Source organism: Anaerolineaceae bacterium oral taxon 439, assembly GCA_001717545.1.
Classification (GTDB): domain Bacteria; phylum Chloroflexota; class Anaerolineae; order Anaerolineales; family Anaerolineaceae; genus Flexilinea.
The window spans coordinates 2,216,987-2,233,840 of sequence record CP017039.1; the positions used below are offsets into that span (position 1 = coordinate 2,216,987).

The window sequence follows — 16,854 nt, forward strand, 5'->3', positions numbered from 1 at the left end:
ATGATGGAAATCAAACAGATTACACTCAGCGCCACAGATGAATTACGCCAGATTTTCGAGAAATTAGAAGAGGATCAGGTCAAAACGTTAATCGAAAACATCACACAAGCAGATAAGATATTCGTATCCGGAGCAGGACGATCTTTGCTCATGCTTCGCGGATTTGCGATGCGACTGATGCATTTAGGATTTAGGAGCTATGTCGTCGGCGATACAATAACGCCTGCCTTCAGCGAAAACGATTTGCTGATCATCGGTTCGGGCTCCGGAGAAACGAGAACGCTGATTTCAATAGCGATAAAAGCCAAGGAAATCGGAGGAAAAATCACGTTGATTTCAACACGTGAGAAATCTACCCTCAGTAAATTGTCATACGATACAATAATTATTCCAGCGTATACGGATAAAGTTGACGAACCGTCCCAGAGAAAGCCGCTGCTTCCCGGCGGATCATTATTCGAAGAAGCGCTTCTGGTCCTTCTTGATTCGGTCGTTCTCCCTCTATCGGAGGTGCATTCCATACCCACGACCAAAGCATTTTCATTCCATGCGAATTTGGAATAACCATGAAAGATACTTTTGTTGGAATTGACGTTGGGGGGACAAATATTAAGATCATGCTCATGGATTGTGAAAAGACAATCATAGCAGATCACTCAATTCCAACAGAAAAAGAAAAAGGACGTAACTCTATTACAGACAAGATCATTAACATAATTATACAGATGTTAACAAACAATCAGGTATCAAGAAACAGAGTAGCCTGCGTCTGCATGGGATTACCGGGAGCTATTAACATCAGAGAGCAAAAAACCATACATCTGGCTTATCTTGATTGGAACAATCTTAACCCAACGGATGAAATCGGGAAATTCTTCAATTGTCCGACCTTGATTGATAATGATGCAAGTCTGAACGCATGGGGGGAGTATCATTTTTCATATGCGAATCAATATAAAAACATCGTTCTTCTGACGTTAGGAACGGGCGTCGGCTGCGGCGTTATCCTCAATGGAGAGATATTTCGGGGATCGTCTTATCTTGGCGCGGAAATTGGGCATATGACAATCGATGCGTCGAGTCCTGAATTATGCCTTTGCGGCAGGGCTGGACATTTTGAAGCGTTCTGCTCAGGGAAAGCCCTGGCCCGCTATACCTTGGATCAATTAAAACGCTATCCTGACTCAAAGGTCCAGCGCTTATCACAGGAGGCGGGAGGGAATTTCAACCCGATCATGATAGACAGAGCCGCGCTGGATGGGGATTGGTTAGCATGTAAAATTTTCGCACGATTTAATACATATCTATCAATCGGGATCGCCAATCTTGTAAATATTTTCAATCCTGAGTTAATACTAATCGGAGGCGGTTTAGCTGCGGCAAAGAACATTCAGATTCCTGCAATAAAGGCCGCCGTCATCGAGCGGATCCTTTCGCCGGATCAAATGTGCCAGATTGAAAAAACAAAACTTGGCGGAAAAGCAGGGATGTATGGAGCATGCCTGAAGGCCATGGAACATCTGGAGCAGGTAAGGTAAGCAGCGCTTTTTACCGAGATACTTTCACCCCTCCTTTCCACGCAAGCTCCATCCGTTCATAGCCTTCTTATAAAAATACCGCCTGACAGAGCAACCGGTAGTATAATCAGGATAAGTGAAAGAACGCACAATCTCGATGATCCGACGTTCCTTCAAACATAAAGACAAAGGAAGTAGAAGGAGAATATATGATTCGTTTTACCTTGCCGCGTGATCTGTATCACGGAAAAGACGCACTTGCTGCGCTGAAGACCTTAACCGGAAAAAAAGCCATGATTTGCACCGGCGGAAGCTCGATGAAGAAATTCGGATTCCTCGACAAAACGAAGAAATATCTTGAAGAAGCCGGAATGGAAGTCGCGATCTTCGAAGGGATTGAACCGGATCCGTCCGTTGAAACCGTCATGCGCGGGGCTGCCGCCATGCTCGAATTCGAACCGGATTGGATCGTCGCGATCGGCGGCGGCTCTCCGATCGACGCGGCCAAAGCCATGTGGATCAAGTATGAATATCCACAGACGACCTTCGAGGACATGTGCGTAGTTTTCGGTATCCCGAAACTACGCAACAAAGCTCGTTTCTGCGCTATTTCGTCAACCTCCGGAACCGCTACCGAAGTCACCGCCTTCTCGATCATCACCGACTATCAGAAGGGCGTAAAATACCCGATCGCCGATTACGAAATTACTCCGGACGTTGCGATCGTCGATCCTGAATTAGCGATGACCATGCCGACCAAACTGGTTGCGCATACCGGTATGGACGCGATGACCCACGCGATTGAAGCGTTCGTCTCGACCGCCAACAGCGATTACACCGATCCGCTCGCGCTCCATGCGATCGAAATGGTCAAAGCTGATCTCGTTCCGTCGTTCAATAAAGACACCGATGCCCGCGCCCGCATGCACGACGCGCAGTGCCTCGCCGGAATGGCGTTCACTAACGCGCTCCTCGGTATCGTCCACTCGATGGCGCACAAAACCGGCGCCGCGTTCGACGATTTCGGAGCGCATATTATCCACGGCGCCGCTAACTCGATGTACCTCCCGAAAGTCATCGCCTACAACGCGAAAGAACCGACCGCTAAGAAACGCTACGCCGCCATCGCCGATTTCATTAAGCTCGGCGGGGCCTCTGACGACGAAAAGATTGCGCGGCTGATCAAGCTGCTCCGCAACATGAACGACGAACTCCGCATTCCACACTGTATCAAACATTACGGCGCGGACAGCTACGCGGCCGAAGTCGGCTTTGTTCCGGAAAAAGTCTTCCTCGAACGATTGCCGAAAATTGCTGAATTGGCAATCGCCGACGCCTGCACGGGATCGAACCCGCGCCAGCCTTCGCAGGAAGAAATGGAAAAACTGCTGAAGTGCTGCTATTACGATCTGGACGTCGATTTCTAATCCGCGCGTTCGCTGAATCTGAATCGTAAGCCAACCTGTCCCGCCGCGATTATCGTCCGCATGGGACAGGTTTTTTCATACAAGGAAGGAAACCTCATGAAACCACTTATCATTTATCGCAGTTTTCATCATCACAATACCGAAGCCATCGTCAAAGCAATCGCTCCCATCATCAACGCCGATATCATTTCCGCTGACAAGCCGGATGAAATCGATATTGCCGGACGCGATTGTATCGGATTCGCCTCAGGAATCTACATGAGCAACTTTGATAAGACGATTTATCGTATCATCGAACGGTTGGGGCCCAAGCCGGGAACGAAAACTTTTACAGTCTTCACATCCGGCGCGAATCTCCGTCGCCCGCCGCGGCGGCTAACCAAAATCCTCGCGGAAAACGGATACGAGAATCTCGGGAATTTCAGTTGCAAAGCGTTCGACACCTGGGGGCCTCTCCGATTCATCGGTGGAACCAACAGGAATCGTCCGAATGAGGCCGATCTGGAAGCAGCCCGCGAATTCGCGGCAGGCTTACTTCCGAAGATCAACGAACAGTAGCCGTCTCACCCAATATCTACACGAAGCCGGCGAACAGGTTTATTACTTGCCGCCTGCTTTAATATCAGCGTTATAAAAATAAAAGCGGCTGCGTTTTCAGAGCTCATCTGACTTCGCAGCCGCGAAAAAAACAGAGATACGTCCGGGCTATTCGTCAGTCTCGATCTCATACGGCCAATTCATAATCCCGCCAAAGTCATAGACCTTCGTATACCCCAAATCCTTCAGGATCTTCGCCGCCTCCCCGCTGCGATTTCCTGACCGGCAATACACCAACAGCATCGCGTCCAAGCTCGGAAGCGCGGTTTTCGCCTGCGCAGCGAGCGAATCGAGCGGAACCAACGCCGCACCCGGAACATGCCCCATCGCATATTCCGCCGCCGAGCGAACGTCGACAACCGTAACCCCGCCGGCATCCATCATCTTTTTCGCTTCTTCCGCGCTGATTTTTTGATTAATCACGGTCTCTCCCTGCGGCCTGCGCTCAGGTTCGACCGTCAGCGTCGGAGTCAGTTCCGTCGCACAGCCGGTCAACGTCGCTGCCGAAATGAGTGCCAAAATAAAAAAAGAAATAAATCGCTTCACAATTCCTGATTCCTTTTCCCCGCGAACCGGACCGGCAGCCAGGCTCACCCGCCAATCAACGGTTTCCGCTCGACCTTTTCTTCAAAACGACTGAACAGGTACGAAACAATCACGCCAATAATCAGCATCAGAAGGCAGATCAACAGCGCAACCGGAAAAGATAAACCTGACGCGGCCAGCCCTTCCCCGCTGAGCGCGGGAAAAACGACGACCGGAAAAATGACCAGAGACGAACCGATAACCGTTCCAAGGATAAAATGATGCGTACCGGCGTAAAACCGATCGAATAAGAAAGCCATCAGCCGGGATAACAGTAAAACGCACGCCACCGCGCCTAAACCGAACGGAATCATCATCGTGAAATCCAGATTTTTGATCCCCTCCGCCATTTTGTCATAAAGTCCAAAATAAATCAGGAAATTCGACGGCGACATCCCCGGGACAATAAATCCAAGAGCGAAAACCATGCCGCTGAAGAACCAGACCACCAGATTCGGGGTAACCTGCGTCAGGCTCTGCTGCCCCATCATCAGCATCGCGAACAGCAGCGCCGCGGTAACCGCCATGATCAGCAGGTGCCCACCGGAACGTCCGCGCTCGCCCGCCGTCCGAATCAGCGACGGAAGCGTTCCCAGAACGAATCCGATGAACAGGCAGACAAACTGCGCCTCATATTTACCGAAGGCAGCGGAAACGACCGCCGAGAACAGGATAAAGCCAAGCCCGACGCCGATCACGATCGGCAGAAAATATCGGAAATTTTTGACAAAATCCTTCCGAATATCGGCGAGAAAACGAATCAACGGATCGTAAATCCCGAAAATAACCGCCATGACGCCGCCGGAAAGTCCGGGCAATATTGCGCCAATCCCAACAATCGTACCTTTAATTAGGCGAATGAACCAATCCATCCGTGTTCCTCCTGAAAAGAATCTTTTGATATTGTATCAAATGCACTTAATATCCTGAGCCTTTATTCGGAAAGATGTAACAGAGCTGGAACATGCCTCCAACATTAGAGCTTCCTCATCCCCAGATTCAGCTCCCGCATCGCCGCCGCATCGACCTTCACCACCTCCCGGTCATACGTCACCAACCCATTCAGCTCGTCCTCCACGTCCGACAGCTGCGTATAAATCGCGGCGACCAACCCCCGCTCAACCGCAGGGGAAATCTCCTCCCGGTACAGCCGCCGCAGCCAGGCGCCAAGCTCCTCCCGTGACGACAGCCGTTTATAGCCGAAATCCTTCTCGTTATACGCATGTCCGGGAATACGCAGGTTATATCCGCCGAACTCGCTCAGCGCAGCCGCACGCCCGCGCCCGTCCGCCTCAAAACGAACCGGCTTAAAATAAACGTGCCGGCTTGAAAAATCGCCGCATCCCTGATCGTACCATCCGCTCGCCGAGTCGACGAGCCGCGTCGGGTCCGCCGCGCGCAGGTGCGTCGTCGTTTCAACGGCGTCGAACTGGCCCCAACCCTCATTAAACGGGACCCAGACGACAATCGACGGAACGTTGCGCAAATGCGCGATCATCTCGTCCAGCTCAACCCGATACTGCGCTCGACCGGCACGATCGCCGCGCGCGAAAAGACGGTAAAACCGGTCCCGAATCGGAAGACGCAAAAAAACCGGGACCGAAATCAGCGCGGTCGAATACGTCCCTCCGCCGTTGACCATATCCTGCCACACCAGCATCCCCAGCCGGTCGCAATGATAATACCAGCGCAGCGGCTCCACCTTAATATGCTTCCGCAGCATGTTGAAACCCATCGCCTTCGCCATCGCGATATCGGCAATCAGCGCATCGTCCGACGGCGCGGTCAGCATCCCGTCGCTCCAATACCCCTGATCGAGCAATCCGCTTTGAAAAATCGCCCGGTTATTCAGCATGAACCGCGGGACCCCATCCGCGCCCTTCTCGATCGCGACCTTCCGCATGCCAAAATAGCTCTCGACCCGATCCTCCCCCATCCGAACCGTCAGGTCATACAGCTTCGGCGTTTCCGGCGTCCAGGGCTCAAACCCGGTCATATCCAGCCGGATCGGTCGTCCCGTCCATCCCTCAACCGTTCGCCCGTCAACCTCCGCCGAACAGCGAAGCTCCCCCACCCCGCCGTCGATCGTAATCTCAACCGCGCTGCCGTCGAAATCCGGACGGATCGTCAGCCCGCGAATAAATTCATTCGGAACGCTTTCCATCCAGACCGTCTGCCAGATTCCGGATTGCGGCGTGTACCAGATCCCGCCGCGCTTCGTCCTCTGCTTTCCCCGGCTATGCCATGACGTATCCGTCGTATCGACAACGCGAACAATAACCTCATTCGCACCTCCGCGGTTCCATGCGGCGGTTATGTCGATCGAAAACGGCGTAAACCCGCCGACATGCCCGCCGACCTCTGTCCCGTTCACCCAAACCGTCGCAATCTGGTCCACCGCGCCAAAATGCAGCAGCAGCCGGTCCTTCAGGAAACCGTCCGGAAGCTCGATGGCCCACCGGTACCAGAGACGCCCTTCCGGCGTCAACGTCCGATTCACCCCGCTCAGCTCGGATTCGGGCGAAAACGGAACGAGGATCTGACCGTCATATCCGTCTGGCCGCTGGTCCGACGCCGTCATCGCATAGTCCCAGAATCCATTCAAATTCAAATAACTGTCGCGGCGCAGCTGCGGACGCGGATACTCCTGAAGGACCGCGTCAGGATCAAGCTCCTTACCCCATCTTGTCAGCATGCGCCCTCCTCAGGAAAAACAACGGAATCAGGACGAAAACCAGCGTAACCGCGGCCGCCAGGAAGATCTCCGGCGTCGGAATCCCCTTCGTCCGCCCCAGCTCCTCGTAAACCCCGGCACCATTCCGAATCACGAGCACGCCGATAAACGGCCCGATAATCATCGGCAGCATCACGTTAAACACCATGCGCACACCCTGGAAAACGCCGACCTGACCAGCGGGCGTATAATCGCGGATCAGCGCAGAAAGCGTCGCCGCGATCAGCATATACCCGGACATCATGACCACCCCAGCGACGGTCACCGCCGCGTTCGACCGCGTCAGGTACAGCCCGACCAGCCCGACGAACATCACCGCGATTCCCACCGTCGTCATCGGCAGCTTCCCTCTCCGGTCGATAACCGGGCCCATCAGGACGCTGAAAACCGAACCGGCGATCAGGACGATCGCCAAAACGACCGCATAGTCTTTCATCCCCAGAAAAAGCGAAAAATAAATAATCAGGTACGGGAAAAAGACCTGTACCGCAATACTGAACAGGCAGAACGCCGCCATCGCCAGGTACAGCTCCCGATTTTCACGAACCGACCGAAGCGAAAACCCGTAAAAAAGCGACTTGAAAAACGGCGCGCGCTTCCGCTCGCCGCGCGAATCGTCCATCAGGAACACGCCGCAAAGCCCGACGGCGATCACGATTCCCCCTATCAGGTTGAAAAACAGCCGCCAGTTCTCCCGCTGCACCAGCGGATCCAACGCCCCGAACACGATCAGCATCGAAACCGGCGGCAGGATCGCCAGAACCGATTCCGTTCTTCCGCGGTTCTCCGGGACCGTCCGCTCGGTAACGTACGCGTTAAACGCCGCGTCGTTCGCAGTCGAACCGAAAAAGGTCATCACGCAGTCCAAAATCACGATCATCGTCGCGGCGGCAATCCCCGCGTTCGCGGCCGGGAAAAGCTTCGCCGCGTTTTCCGAATTGACCTGAGCGAAGAGGAGGATCGAAATTCCCCAAAGGATATACCCGCCGGCAATAAAAATCTTCCGCCGTCCGAAACGATCGGAAATATTCCCCATGATCAGCGTCGTCAGCGTCGCGACAATCGCGCTCGCTGAGACCATCGCCGCGATAAAGCGCGGATCGGGAATCGCGACATGATACAGATATACATTCAGGTACATATTCTCGACCGTCCAGGCCAGCTGCCCCGCCAGCCCAACCACAATCAACGTAACCCAAAGCTTCAGAGAAATTTTCACAAGAAAGAGCCGCCTCCCCGACGGATATGGAAAGGATAAAAAGCGAACGCCGTCCGTCCGCTTATTATAACCCGAACCGCCCAGCGAGAAATCAGGCGTCCGGGTTGAATTCGTCGTAAGCGTCGAGCCGCTCGACGCGCCAGTCCGTACGATCGATCCGATACGTATCGATCGTCACGTTCTCCGGCGTCCAGCTCGCGATCCGAACGTACAGGTAAGGCGTCCCGTCGATCACCTGAAGATTCGACGCATGAGGCTCGTCGAGGAGAAGAGACTTCTCCCCCGTCGCCAGATCGATCCGGTAGACAAAACCGTCGCTCGAATCATCCGCATAGTACAGAAAGTCGTCGTCCACGGTATACATCCCGATCCCGCCCGCCGCGACTTTTTTCAGCGCTTTCGTCGTCAGATCGACGGAATACAGCGCGTCTTCCCGATCAATATCGAAGAAATATAAAAGATCGCCGCGAATAAAGAGCGTGAATTCGGCCCGAACGCCCGAAAGCGGGAGATCGCTCCGATCGTCCAGCGAAAAAACGCGCACTTCATTCACTGCGTTCGTATAATAGAACTTCCCATTCCGAAAAGCCAGCGCGCTCGGGTACAGGACATGCCGGATCAGGAGGGTCTCCTTCCCAGTCGTCAAGCTAACCATCTTCACGCCATGATCCGAATAGAGAAAAAGCGAATCCCCGTAAATCATGAACGGCAGGTCGCGCTTCCCCAGCGACCACAGATGCTCTTCGAGATCATCGTTCAGCAGCTTAACCTCTCCCGGCTGGCTATGATAATAAATCCTGCGCTGGTCCCAGCCCTTCAGATCGACCCCGATAATTTCGTCATGATCATCGGTCGTCACCGAATAATATAATTGGCCTTCATGAAGAAAAATCCCCGCGACATATTTATAAATATACTCATCGTCCAGAAACGGGTCCCGGACAACGCGGTCCAGCGCGCCGGAATTCAAATCCTCGATCATGAAATCCGGGAACAGCGAAACAATATACGGATCAGCATAGGAATAATAAGAATCATTCCCAAAATTAAAGGTCAGCGGCGTCTCCGCTTCATCCGTCGTTCCGGCCGCTGAACATCCGGCCATCGCGAGCATCACGAACGTCAGCGCCAGAATCAGGATCGAGGCCGGGATCGAATGAGCCCTTTTTCCAGAACGCGCCTCTACATGACAGAATTGACGCCGGATCAGCGTCAGCGCGCCTGCCGAAATCGCCGTCCAGAAAACCGCGATACCGATAACGATCCCGTTCGTCAGGATAACGTCGCCCGAAAGGGCTTCCGCTCCCGTTCCCTGAACGCCGGTCGGAGCCAGAAACGGCATCCCGAGAATCAGGCTGAACGGCGTCGGAAGCACCGCCTTCAGCGACGCGTCCAGCGGCAGCGCGTACGGGAGCGTAACCAGTCCCAGTCCCGCGATCAGCGCCGGAACGACGCTCTCCGCCGCGACGGTCACCGCCGCGTTCGACCGCGTCAGGTACAGCCCGACCAGCCCGACGAACATCACCGCGATTCCCACCGTCGTCATCGGCAGCTTCCCTCTCCGGTCGATAACCGGGCCCATCAGGACGCTGAAAACCGAGCCGGCGATCAGGACGATCGTCAAAACGACCGCATAGTCTTTCATCCCCAGAAAAAGCGAAAAATAAATAATCAGGTACGGGAAAAAGACCTGTACCGCAATACTGAACAGGCAGAACGCCGCATTCGCTCTCCGCTCAGATCAGTTATTACAGCAAACTCATTCAGGAAAATGCCGACTGGGAATATGCAAGAGTCTATACCGACAAGGCGGTCTCCGGAACAACGACTGACCGTTCGGAGTTTCAAAGAATGCTGCAGGATGCACGAGACGGGAAAATAGATATTATCCTGACAAAGTCCATCTCACGCTTTGCCAGAAACACCGTTGATCTCTTGGAGACAATTAGGGAACTGAAAGCTTTGGGGATTGAAGTTAGGTTTGAGAAGGAGAAAATCAACTCCCTCTCCGAAGACGGAGAACTCATGCTGACGCTTCTTGCTTCCTTTGCCCAGGAAGAAAGCCGCTCCATTTCCGAGAACGTGAAATGGGGCATCCGCAAGAACTTTCAAAAAGGCATCGGGAACTCCTTTCACATCTATGGCTACCGCTGGACAGGGAAAGAGTTTGTCATCGTCGAGGAAGAAGCAGAAATCGTAAGGCTCATTTATGACAATTACCTAAACGGTATCTCGGCGGAAAAGACCGAAAAACAACTTGAAGAAATGGGAGTGAAATCTTATACAGGAGGACACTTCAGCAACAGCAGCATCCGGCAGATTCTACAGCAGGAGCGTTATACAGGAAACGCCCTGTTTCAGAAAACCTATATCGATACTTTCGGTTCAGGAAAGACAAAATACAACAATGGCGAGCTGCCGCAATACTATGCGAGAAACACCCACCCCGCCATCATAAGCGAGGAGACATTTAACAAGGTGCAAGAAATAAGGCAAAAGAAACGGAAGCTGGGTGCCTTTGCCAATCCGCATATCAAGACGACTGCTTTGACTTCTAAAATCAAATGCAAGCACTGCAACAGAAGTTTTCAAAGAACCAGCAGAAAACTCGTCAACGGCCGCAGCCGCTACTGGATATGCGCAACAAGGAAGGCAGGTCAAGGCAACCCCTGCGGAACAGGGGACTTGCACGAAGAACAGCTAAAGAAGCTCATCAGCGAGGTTCTTGGAGTGGACGAATTTGATGACGACCTCTTTCTTGAGAAAGTCGACCATATTGAAGTCACAGGAAAGGATCTGCTGGAGTTTTTCATGAGCGACGGCAGCTTGGTCACTCGCACCTATGTGTCCACAGCAAGAAAGGACGCTTGGACTCCGGAAGTCCGGAAAAAGGTCAGTCGCCAAAGACGAAGCAAGGATGCCCGTAGGATAAAGAATGCTGCCAGCCCTTATACGGGATTCATCAGGTGCGGCAGATGCGGCAACAGTTTCTATGGGCAAAAATTAACCTTGAAGGATGGCACAAAAGTATGCTATCTGAGATGCCGGACAAAACTTAGTGAATGCCCTTCAAACACCATTCAGGAGTCAACGCTGAACGCTCTGGTCTGTGATGTCTTGGGGCTTGAGGAATATGACGAAGCAGTTATGGACAGGGCGATGGATTACTGCGAGATAACTGACAATATCGTCTCCTTCCATTTCCGTGACGGACATTTTGAAAAGAGAAGCTACGAGGAAAAGAAACGAGGCACGCCTTGGACTGAGGAACGACGCCAGAAAGCCTTAAAAGGAATGAAGGAATACTGGAGTGACCCCGAGCACCGTAAACAAACAAGTGAACGCATGAAGAAAATCAGGAGGGAGAAAAAATGGTCAAGTCAGTAACAACAATACCTGCCAGAATCAATAAAAAGACTGCTACGCCCATTGACTCTCCCCGAAAAAGACGAGTCGCTGCTTATGCCCGTGTTTCTACCGACAGCGAAGAACAGGCAACAAGCTATGAAGCACAGGTCGACTATTACACCAATTACATCAAGAGCCGAAATGACTGGGAGTTTGTCAGAGTCTATGCCGATGAGGGCATCACTGGAACAAACACCAAGGATCGTGTTGAATTTAAGGCAATGATAAATGATGCCCTTGACGGCAAAATCGACCTCATCATCACAAAATCTGTCAGCCGTTTTGCGAGAAATACAGTTGATACTTTGACGACGGGCAGGAAGTTGAAAGAGAAAAATATCGAGGTATGGTTCGAAAAAGAAAACATTCAAACTCTGGATTCCAAAGGCGAGCTTCTGATAACCATCATGTCCTCTCTTGCCCAGGAAGAATCCCGCTCCATTTCTGAAAACTGCACCTGGGGACAAAGAAAGCGGTTCGCTGACGGGAAAGTCACCGTGCCCTTTAGCCGTTTCTTGGGCTATGACAGAGGAGAGGACGGCAATCTGGTCGTTAATTCCGAGGAAGCAAAAAGTGTGAAGCTTCTATACGGTCTTTTCCTTGAAGGACGCTCCTGCTACGGTGTCGCCAAAGAACTGACGGATCGAGGGATTAAAACGCCTGGCGGCAAAGACAAATGGAGTACTCGGAGTGTAAAATCCATCCTGACAAACGAAAAATACAAAGGCGATGCCCTTTTGCAGAAGTCTTTCACCGTCGACTTTCTGACCAAAAAGAAAAAGAAAAACGAAGGTGAAATTCCTCAATACTATGTGAAAAATAATCACGAAGCCATCATCGAGCCTGAGACTTGGGATTTTGTGCAAACACTCCTTGAGCATGATTATAGGAAGTCAAAGAACAGCGTCACCATCTTTTCAGGGAAGCTGAAATGTGAAGACTGCGGAGACTGGTACGGCTCCAAGGTCTGGCATTCCAACAGCAAGTACAAACGGACTATCTGGCAGTGCAACAGCAAGTTCAAAGAGAAATGCCAAACTCCGCACTTTGCGGAGGATGAAATAAAAGATGCTTTTATGAAGGCTGTAAGTATCCTTATTAAAGACCGTGAGCAGATACAAGCGAATTTTCAGGCTATTGAAAGCATCGCCTACAGCACAAAAGAACTGGAGATTGAACGAGACAAGCTCTATGCGGAGATGGAATCCATATCGCAGCTCATGGAGCAGGCGATTCAAAATAACGCCAGAGTGGCCTTGGATCAGGAAAAATACAATCAGGAGTTTGATGAGATGGCTGAACGGTTCAACAGTGTGAAAGAAAAATTTGATGCCATCAACGAGAAAATTGAAGACAAGAAAACCCGGCATATTCAGGCCGGGCGTTTTATAAAAACCTTGCTGGCTGAAGATGAAACGACAACCTTCAGCCCGCTTCTCTGGCAAAGTCTCCTTGATTATGCCAAGGTTTCAAGGGATGGAAATTTAGGATTGCTTATTAAAAAAACATAAAACATTATATAGATTCGGCTGTGTTCAATCCCCTTTTAGAATAGACCCAGAACAAAATACTATCCATTAAACGTAATGAAAACAATGCATCTTCTATTGTTGGATTTTCTTGAGTAGCTTCATTCCTATGCGTACCATAATCCGACATCATAGAATAGATCATATAGATTGTTTTTGTTTTCGTTAGTTTTCCGGCACGATTTTCATAAAAGAAATCTGCTAAATCGTCTTTTCGAAGATCCGTATTTAACGCCTGTGACAAATCCTGTACTGAAGAAATTTTATTCTCGCCACTAGTGTTATATACACCTCGCATCCATTTAGCGAAATCCTCTGTTCCCTTATATTTTGAGAATATACTTACCAAACAAGTTCTACATGATTCAATACATGCTCCAGCATGTCCCTGAGTATACGCATCAATAGCTGCTTCATAAGAATCGTATACTTCACTGTGATTTTGTTTTAACCAATTTTCTACTGAAAAGAGTTCGACGACTCTTTGTCCATTACTAGCCATGCATGTTGTAACTAAAACCTTATCAGCTTCAATATTTATCGATAACCCAAGCAATCCATAAAGATGACCTAATTTTTTAAAATCATTACTCGAATGCTCTTCTATATATCCGATAGCGAATGACTTTGTTAACTCCTTCAACAGGGCTATAATTTCTTCGTTTTTTCCTTCATTGTATAAATCGGTGAAAATACTATCTAACCCTAAGAAAGCATCATAAGTTACGTTTCGATTTTCAAAGATATATTTGTTCCTATTATTATAAGAATAAGGGATTAGGTACATAGAGTATTTGTCAAAGTATTCTCCTAATCCAACGCATTTAAGTCTTGACTTAAACTCGGAATTGCTCTTTAGGAGAAAACCACGGCTACTTAATATATCAGCTATCCTTGACAGTATTATTTCCTTACCACCCATACCAAAATCTCCATTCTTTTTTGATTCTTTTTTGATTCATTTTTTGTGATCCTTATGCTCCACTCGTTTTATTAGTAGCAACTATAAACCTATCGCAAGATTAAAACCTAGGGATGCCTTGACTTACAATACTGCACACCCCTGAAAACTTTTGAACACCCCTATGCGGCAACCTTTTTATAATCATTAAATTGTATCAATTTCGGTATTATCATTTCATAGTCGCGGCTATACGATTCCATCGCGGTCGCCAGGGACAGCCGGTTCGTTTCGCCGATCACGTAATCGAGCAGTTCGCTGTCGATCGGCCCGCAGGCGCACTCGACGCAGAGCCGGTTATAATCCGATTCCGGGAACCAGGCCTGATAGACGCGGTTGGAGAGGAAGATCCCGATCAAGTTCACCGCCGTCAGGACGATAAAAGCGATCGGCACGTACGGCTTCCGGATCGCTTTCAGGATTTCAGCCTTCAGGAGCGTCATCGCGGTTCCCTCCGGTCAGGTAAATATACGCCTCCTCTAATCGCGGCGGAACGGATTCAGCGCGCTCATCCGGCCGCTCGTCCGAAACAATCCGCAACGTATAGCGCCGGACCGTCAGCTCGATCGTTTCCTCCGGCGCGATGTGGTGGACGCTGACCGCCTGAAGCTCGTCGGCGGGACGCAGCCCGTCCAGCGTCTGCGTCGAGCGGATAACCTGATGCGGCTGGACCGCGCCGTCGATAAAGAAGGCCATCCCGACGTTCGTCTCGCCGATATCGCCTTCGATCTGAAACGTCAGCTCGATCGGCGTCCCGTCGTATACGAGCGGTTCTTTGCTCAAAGGGCCATCATAGCCGATCGGTTTTACGATATAGCCGCCTAAAGCTACGCTGCGGACCTCCCGGGCTTCGACGTCGGCGTCGGCAAACGGATCCGGCGGCAGCGACGAAGGCGCCGTCAATCGTCCCTCCGGAACGTTCGCCGCGCAGCCGACAAGCCCGACGATCAGCGCCAGCGCCCAGAGCATGATTACCATTTTTTTGATCATATCCCCTCCGATCAACAATCGCATAAAAAGGATCTCTTTATCTTCTGCTATTAAGTTAAAATAATTGTAAGTTGTTTTTTTACGTTTTCCATTAAATCAATCTTAAGCAAGCGCGTCTGAGGATATGGAGAAGCATGCCAAATAAAAACATCATTCAGGTAAACCATCTATCCGTGAAATATCGGGACATCGTCGCCGTCGACGACGTATCCTTCGAGGTAAGGGAGAACGAAATCTTCGGCATGATCGGGCCCAACGGCGCAGGAAAAACCTCGCTCGTCGAGGCGATCGAAGGTCTTCGAGACACCTCTTCGGGCGAAATCTCCATATTGGAGATGAACCCCAAAGCTGACAGAATAAAACTTTATAACCAGATTGGCGTTCAATTACAGCAGACGTCTTATCCGGATCAGGCAAAAGTTGAGGATATCTGCAAACTGTTTTCCTCCTTTTACGATAACCCGGCCCCGTACGACAGGCTATTATCCGATATGAGGCTGGACAGGCGAAGAAAGACTTATATCAATAAACTATCCGGCGGCGAAAAGCAGAAGCTGTCGATTTTATTATCCTTACTGGGTTCGCCCAAAATCGTTTTTTGGGACGAGCTGACGACCGGATTAGACCCGCTCGCGAGACATGAAGTCTGGGACATGATCCGGGAATACAAAAAAGACGGATTAACGATCGTTCTGATTACGCATTTCATGGACGAAATCGAAAACCTATGCGATCGGGTCGCTTTGATGAAAGCCGGGAAAATGATTTACATTGGGACGCCCAAAGAAGTTATCGAAAACTTTCAGGCGAAAAATCTCGATGAAGTGTTTCTGAAAATATCTGTCTCTGAATAAAAAGCAGGAGGATCAGGAATGAAGAATAAAGCAATAAAAGCGTGTCTCAGATTTGAATTTATGATGTTCTGCCGGAATTTCATTACCGCCTTTTTCCTCCTGATTTTTCCTGCAATGATGCTGATCATTTTCGGGAGTATTTACGGAAATAAACCAAACGCGCTGTACGGAGGTTTTGGCGCTATCGATATGTTCATTCCAGCTTATTCAGGCATCGTGATATCCGTAACGGGTTTGATGAATATTCCGCTGACGCTCTGCGAATACCGGGAAAAAGGTGTTTTTAAAAGATACAGGGCCACGCCTTCGGATCCATCATCCGTCATTTTGGCGCAGCTCATAATAAATTCAGTAATGACCATGATCGGAATGGCTTTTCTGATCATCATCGGAAAACTTGTATATCAGGTTAAATTACCAGCCAACATCGTCCAGTGTCTGCTGCTTTTTTTGATATCCATATTCTGTATATTCGCCATAGGCTTTTTCATCGGCGGCCTTGCCCCAGGCATGAAAGCTGCAAATTCAATCGCGTATCTTATTTTTTTCCCCATGCTCTTTTTATCCGGAGCGACGATTCCTTACGAAATACTGCCTCCGGCCGCGCGCCAGGTTTCAAAGTTCTTTCCCTTGACCTATACCGTATCAGCGATGAAATCGGTCTGGAACGGCGGAACGATATCCGAAAATATCAATGCGCTTCTTCTATTACTCGTTTTCGGCGCAGTCTTCTGGACGCTGAGCCGGTACGCTTTTAAGTGGGAAACATAAGAATAAAACCAGAAGCGTATCGTCCGCCCCCATATCTCCGCCGCCGACCGCCTCGGTGATCAGAGGGAATCAACGCTTCACAAAATTCAGATTTTCCGGAGTTTGTAGATTTGAGTTAACAAACTTGATTCCCCCGTCCATTTGCGGTATAGTAGCGTATGAAGAGAAAGGAGACGGCGCGATGCTGACCGCGAAATTAAAAAACCGCGACCTGTACCTGAACCGCATGATCGCGTTTCAGGATACCGGGATGATTAAGGTC

The 16,854-nt window shown here is 50.3% G+C and carries 16 protein-coding genes; 8 read left to right on the plus strand and 8 right to left on the minus strand.

Annotation, left to right across the window (positions count from 1 at the left end):
• The first annotated feature begins 3 nt into the window (after positions 1-3).
• The 4 genes from BEQ56_09845 to BEQ56_09860 all read left to right on the plus strand — a co-directional run bounded on the left by BEQ56_09845 (position 4) and on the right by BEQ56_09860 (position 3,502).
• Complete coding sequence (locus tag BEQ56_09845) at positions 4-564, plus strand: 6-phospho 3-hexuloisomerase (protein ID AOH44497.1); 561 nt, start codon at positions 4-6, stop codon at positions 562-564.
• Between the two features lie 2 nt (positions 565-566).
• Positions 567-1,538 carry a hypothetical protein gene (locus BEQ56_09850; GenBank protein AOH43751.1) on the plus strand — a complete coding sequence of 324 codons (972 nt, stop codon included), beginning with the start codon at positions 567-569 and terminating at the stop codon, positions 1,536-1,538.
• A 188-nt stretch (positions 1,539-1,726) separates the two neighbouring features.
• Positions 1,727-2,944, plus strand: a complete 1,218-nt coding sequence (locus BEQ56_09855) for a butanol dehydrogenase (GenBank protein ID AOH43752.1) — start codon at positions 1,727-1,729, stop codon at positions 2,942-2,944.
• A gap of 96 nt (positions 2,945-3,040) precedes the next feature.
• Positions 3,041-3,502 carry a hypothetical protein gene (locus BEQ56_09860; protein AOH43753.1) on the plus strand — a complete coding sequence of 154 codons (462 nt, stop codon included), beginning with the start codon at positions 3,041-3,043 and terminating at the stop codon, positions 3,500-3,502.
• A 147-nt stretch (positions 3,503-3,649) separates the two neighbouring features.
• Here BEQ56_09860 and BEQ56_09865 read toward each other — a convergent pair whose 3' ends face one another.
• The 5 genes from BEQ56_09865 to BEQ56_09885 all read right to left on the minus strand — a co-directional run bounded on the left by BEQ56_09865 (position 3,650) and on the right by BEQ56_09885 (position 9,724).
• Positions 3,650-4,090 (minus strand): hypothetical protein, encoded by a 441-nt coding sequence (locus BEQ56_09865; GenBank protein AOH44498.1) that lies wholly within the window; start codon positions 4,088-4,090, stop codon positions 3,650-3,652.
• Positions 4,091-4,131: 41 nt separating this feature from the next.
• Positions 4,132-4,998 (minus strand): DUF368 domain-containing protein, encoded by an 867-nt coding sequence (locus tag BEQ56_09870; protein AOH43754.1) that lies wholly within the window; start codon positions 4,996-4,998, stop codon positions 4,132-4,134.
• A 104-nt stretch (positions 4,999-5,102) separates the two neighbouring features.
• Positions 5,103-6,821, minus strand: a complete 1,719-nt coding sequence (locus tag BEQ56_09875; GenBank protein ID AOH43755.1) for a glycosyl hydrolase family 2 — start codon at positions 6,819-6,821, stop codon at positions 5,103-5,105.
• The gene (locus BEQ56_09880; GenBank protein AOH44499.1) at positions 6,802-8,049 is read right to left on the minus strand and encodes a hypothetical protein; all 1,248 of its coding nucleotides are present in this window, start codon (positions 8,047-8,049) and stop codon (positions 6,802-6,804) included. Before BEQ56_09880 ends, BEQ56_09875 begins: the two co-directional genes overlap by 20 nt.
• A 121-nt stretch (positions 8,050-8,170) precedes the next feature.
• The gene (locus BEQ56_09885) at positions 8,171-9,724 is read right to left on the minus strand and encodes a hypothetical protein (protein ID AOH43756.1); all 1,554 of its coding nucleotides are present in this window, start codon (positions 9,722-9,724) and stop codon (positions 8,171-8,173) included.
• Positions 9,725-9,930: 206 nt separating this feature from the next.
• Between BEQ56_09885 and BEQ56_09890 the strand changes: the two genes are divergently transcribed.
• Complete coding sequence (locus BEQ56_09890; protein AOH43757.1) at positions 9,931-11,466, plus strand: hypothetical protein; 1,536 nt, start codon at positions 9,931-9,933, stop codon at positions 11,464-11,466.
• Positions 11,451-12,998, plus strand: coding sequence for a recombinase (locus BEQ56_09895; GenBank protein AOH43758.1), 1,548 nt, complete (start codon positions 11,451-11,453; stop codon positions 12,996-12,998). The genes BEQ56_09890 and BEQ56_09895 overlap by 16 nt, the downstream gene beginning before the upstream one ends.
• 4 nt (positions 12,999-13,002) lie before the next feature.
• On the opposite strand, the gene BEQ56_09900 is transcribed toward BEQ56_09895, so the two are convergent.
• The 3 genes from BEQ56_09900 to BEQ56_09910 all read right to left on the minus strand — a co-directional run bounded on the left by BEQ56_09900 (position 13,003) and on the right by BEQ56_09910 (position 14,991).
• Positions 13,003-13,938 (minus strand): hypothetical protein, encoded by a 936-nt coding sequence (locus BEQ56_09900; protein ID AOH43759.1) that lies wholly within the window; start codon positions 13,936-13,938, stop codon positions 13,003-13,005.
• A gap of 161 nt (positions 13,939-14,099) precedes the next feature.
• On the minus strand, positions 14,100-14,420 hold the full coding sequence (locus BEQ56_09905; GenBank protein ID AOH43760.1) for a hypothetical protein: 321 nt from the start codon (positions 14,418-14,420) through the stop codon (positions 14,100-14,102).
• Positions 14,401-14,991, minus strand: a complete 591-nt coding sequence (locus BEQ56_09910) for a hypothetical protein (protein ID AOH43761.1) — start codon at positions 14,989-14,991, stop codon at positions 14,401-14,403. The genes BEQ56_09905 and BEQ56_09910 overlap by 20 nt, the downstream gene beginning before the upstream one ends.
• Positions 14,992-15,101: 110 nt before the next feature.
• Between BEQ56_09910 and BEQ56_09915 the strand changes: the two genes are divergently transcribed.
• Positions 15,102-15,821 (plus strand): hypothetical protein, encoded by a 720-nt coding sequence (locus tag BEQ56_09915; protein ID AOH43762.1) that lies wholly within the window; start codon positions 15,102-15,104, stop codon positions 15,819-15,821.
• A gap of 18 nt (positions 15,822-15,839) precedes the next feature.
• The gene (locus tag BEQ56_09920; GenBank protein AOH43763.1) at positions 15,840-16,592 is read left to right on the plus strand and encodes a hypothetical protein; all 753 of its coding nucleotides are present in this window, start codon (positions 15,840-15,842) and stop codon (positions 16,590-16,592) included.
• Positions 16,593-16,854 lie beyond the last annotated feature (262 nt).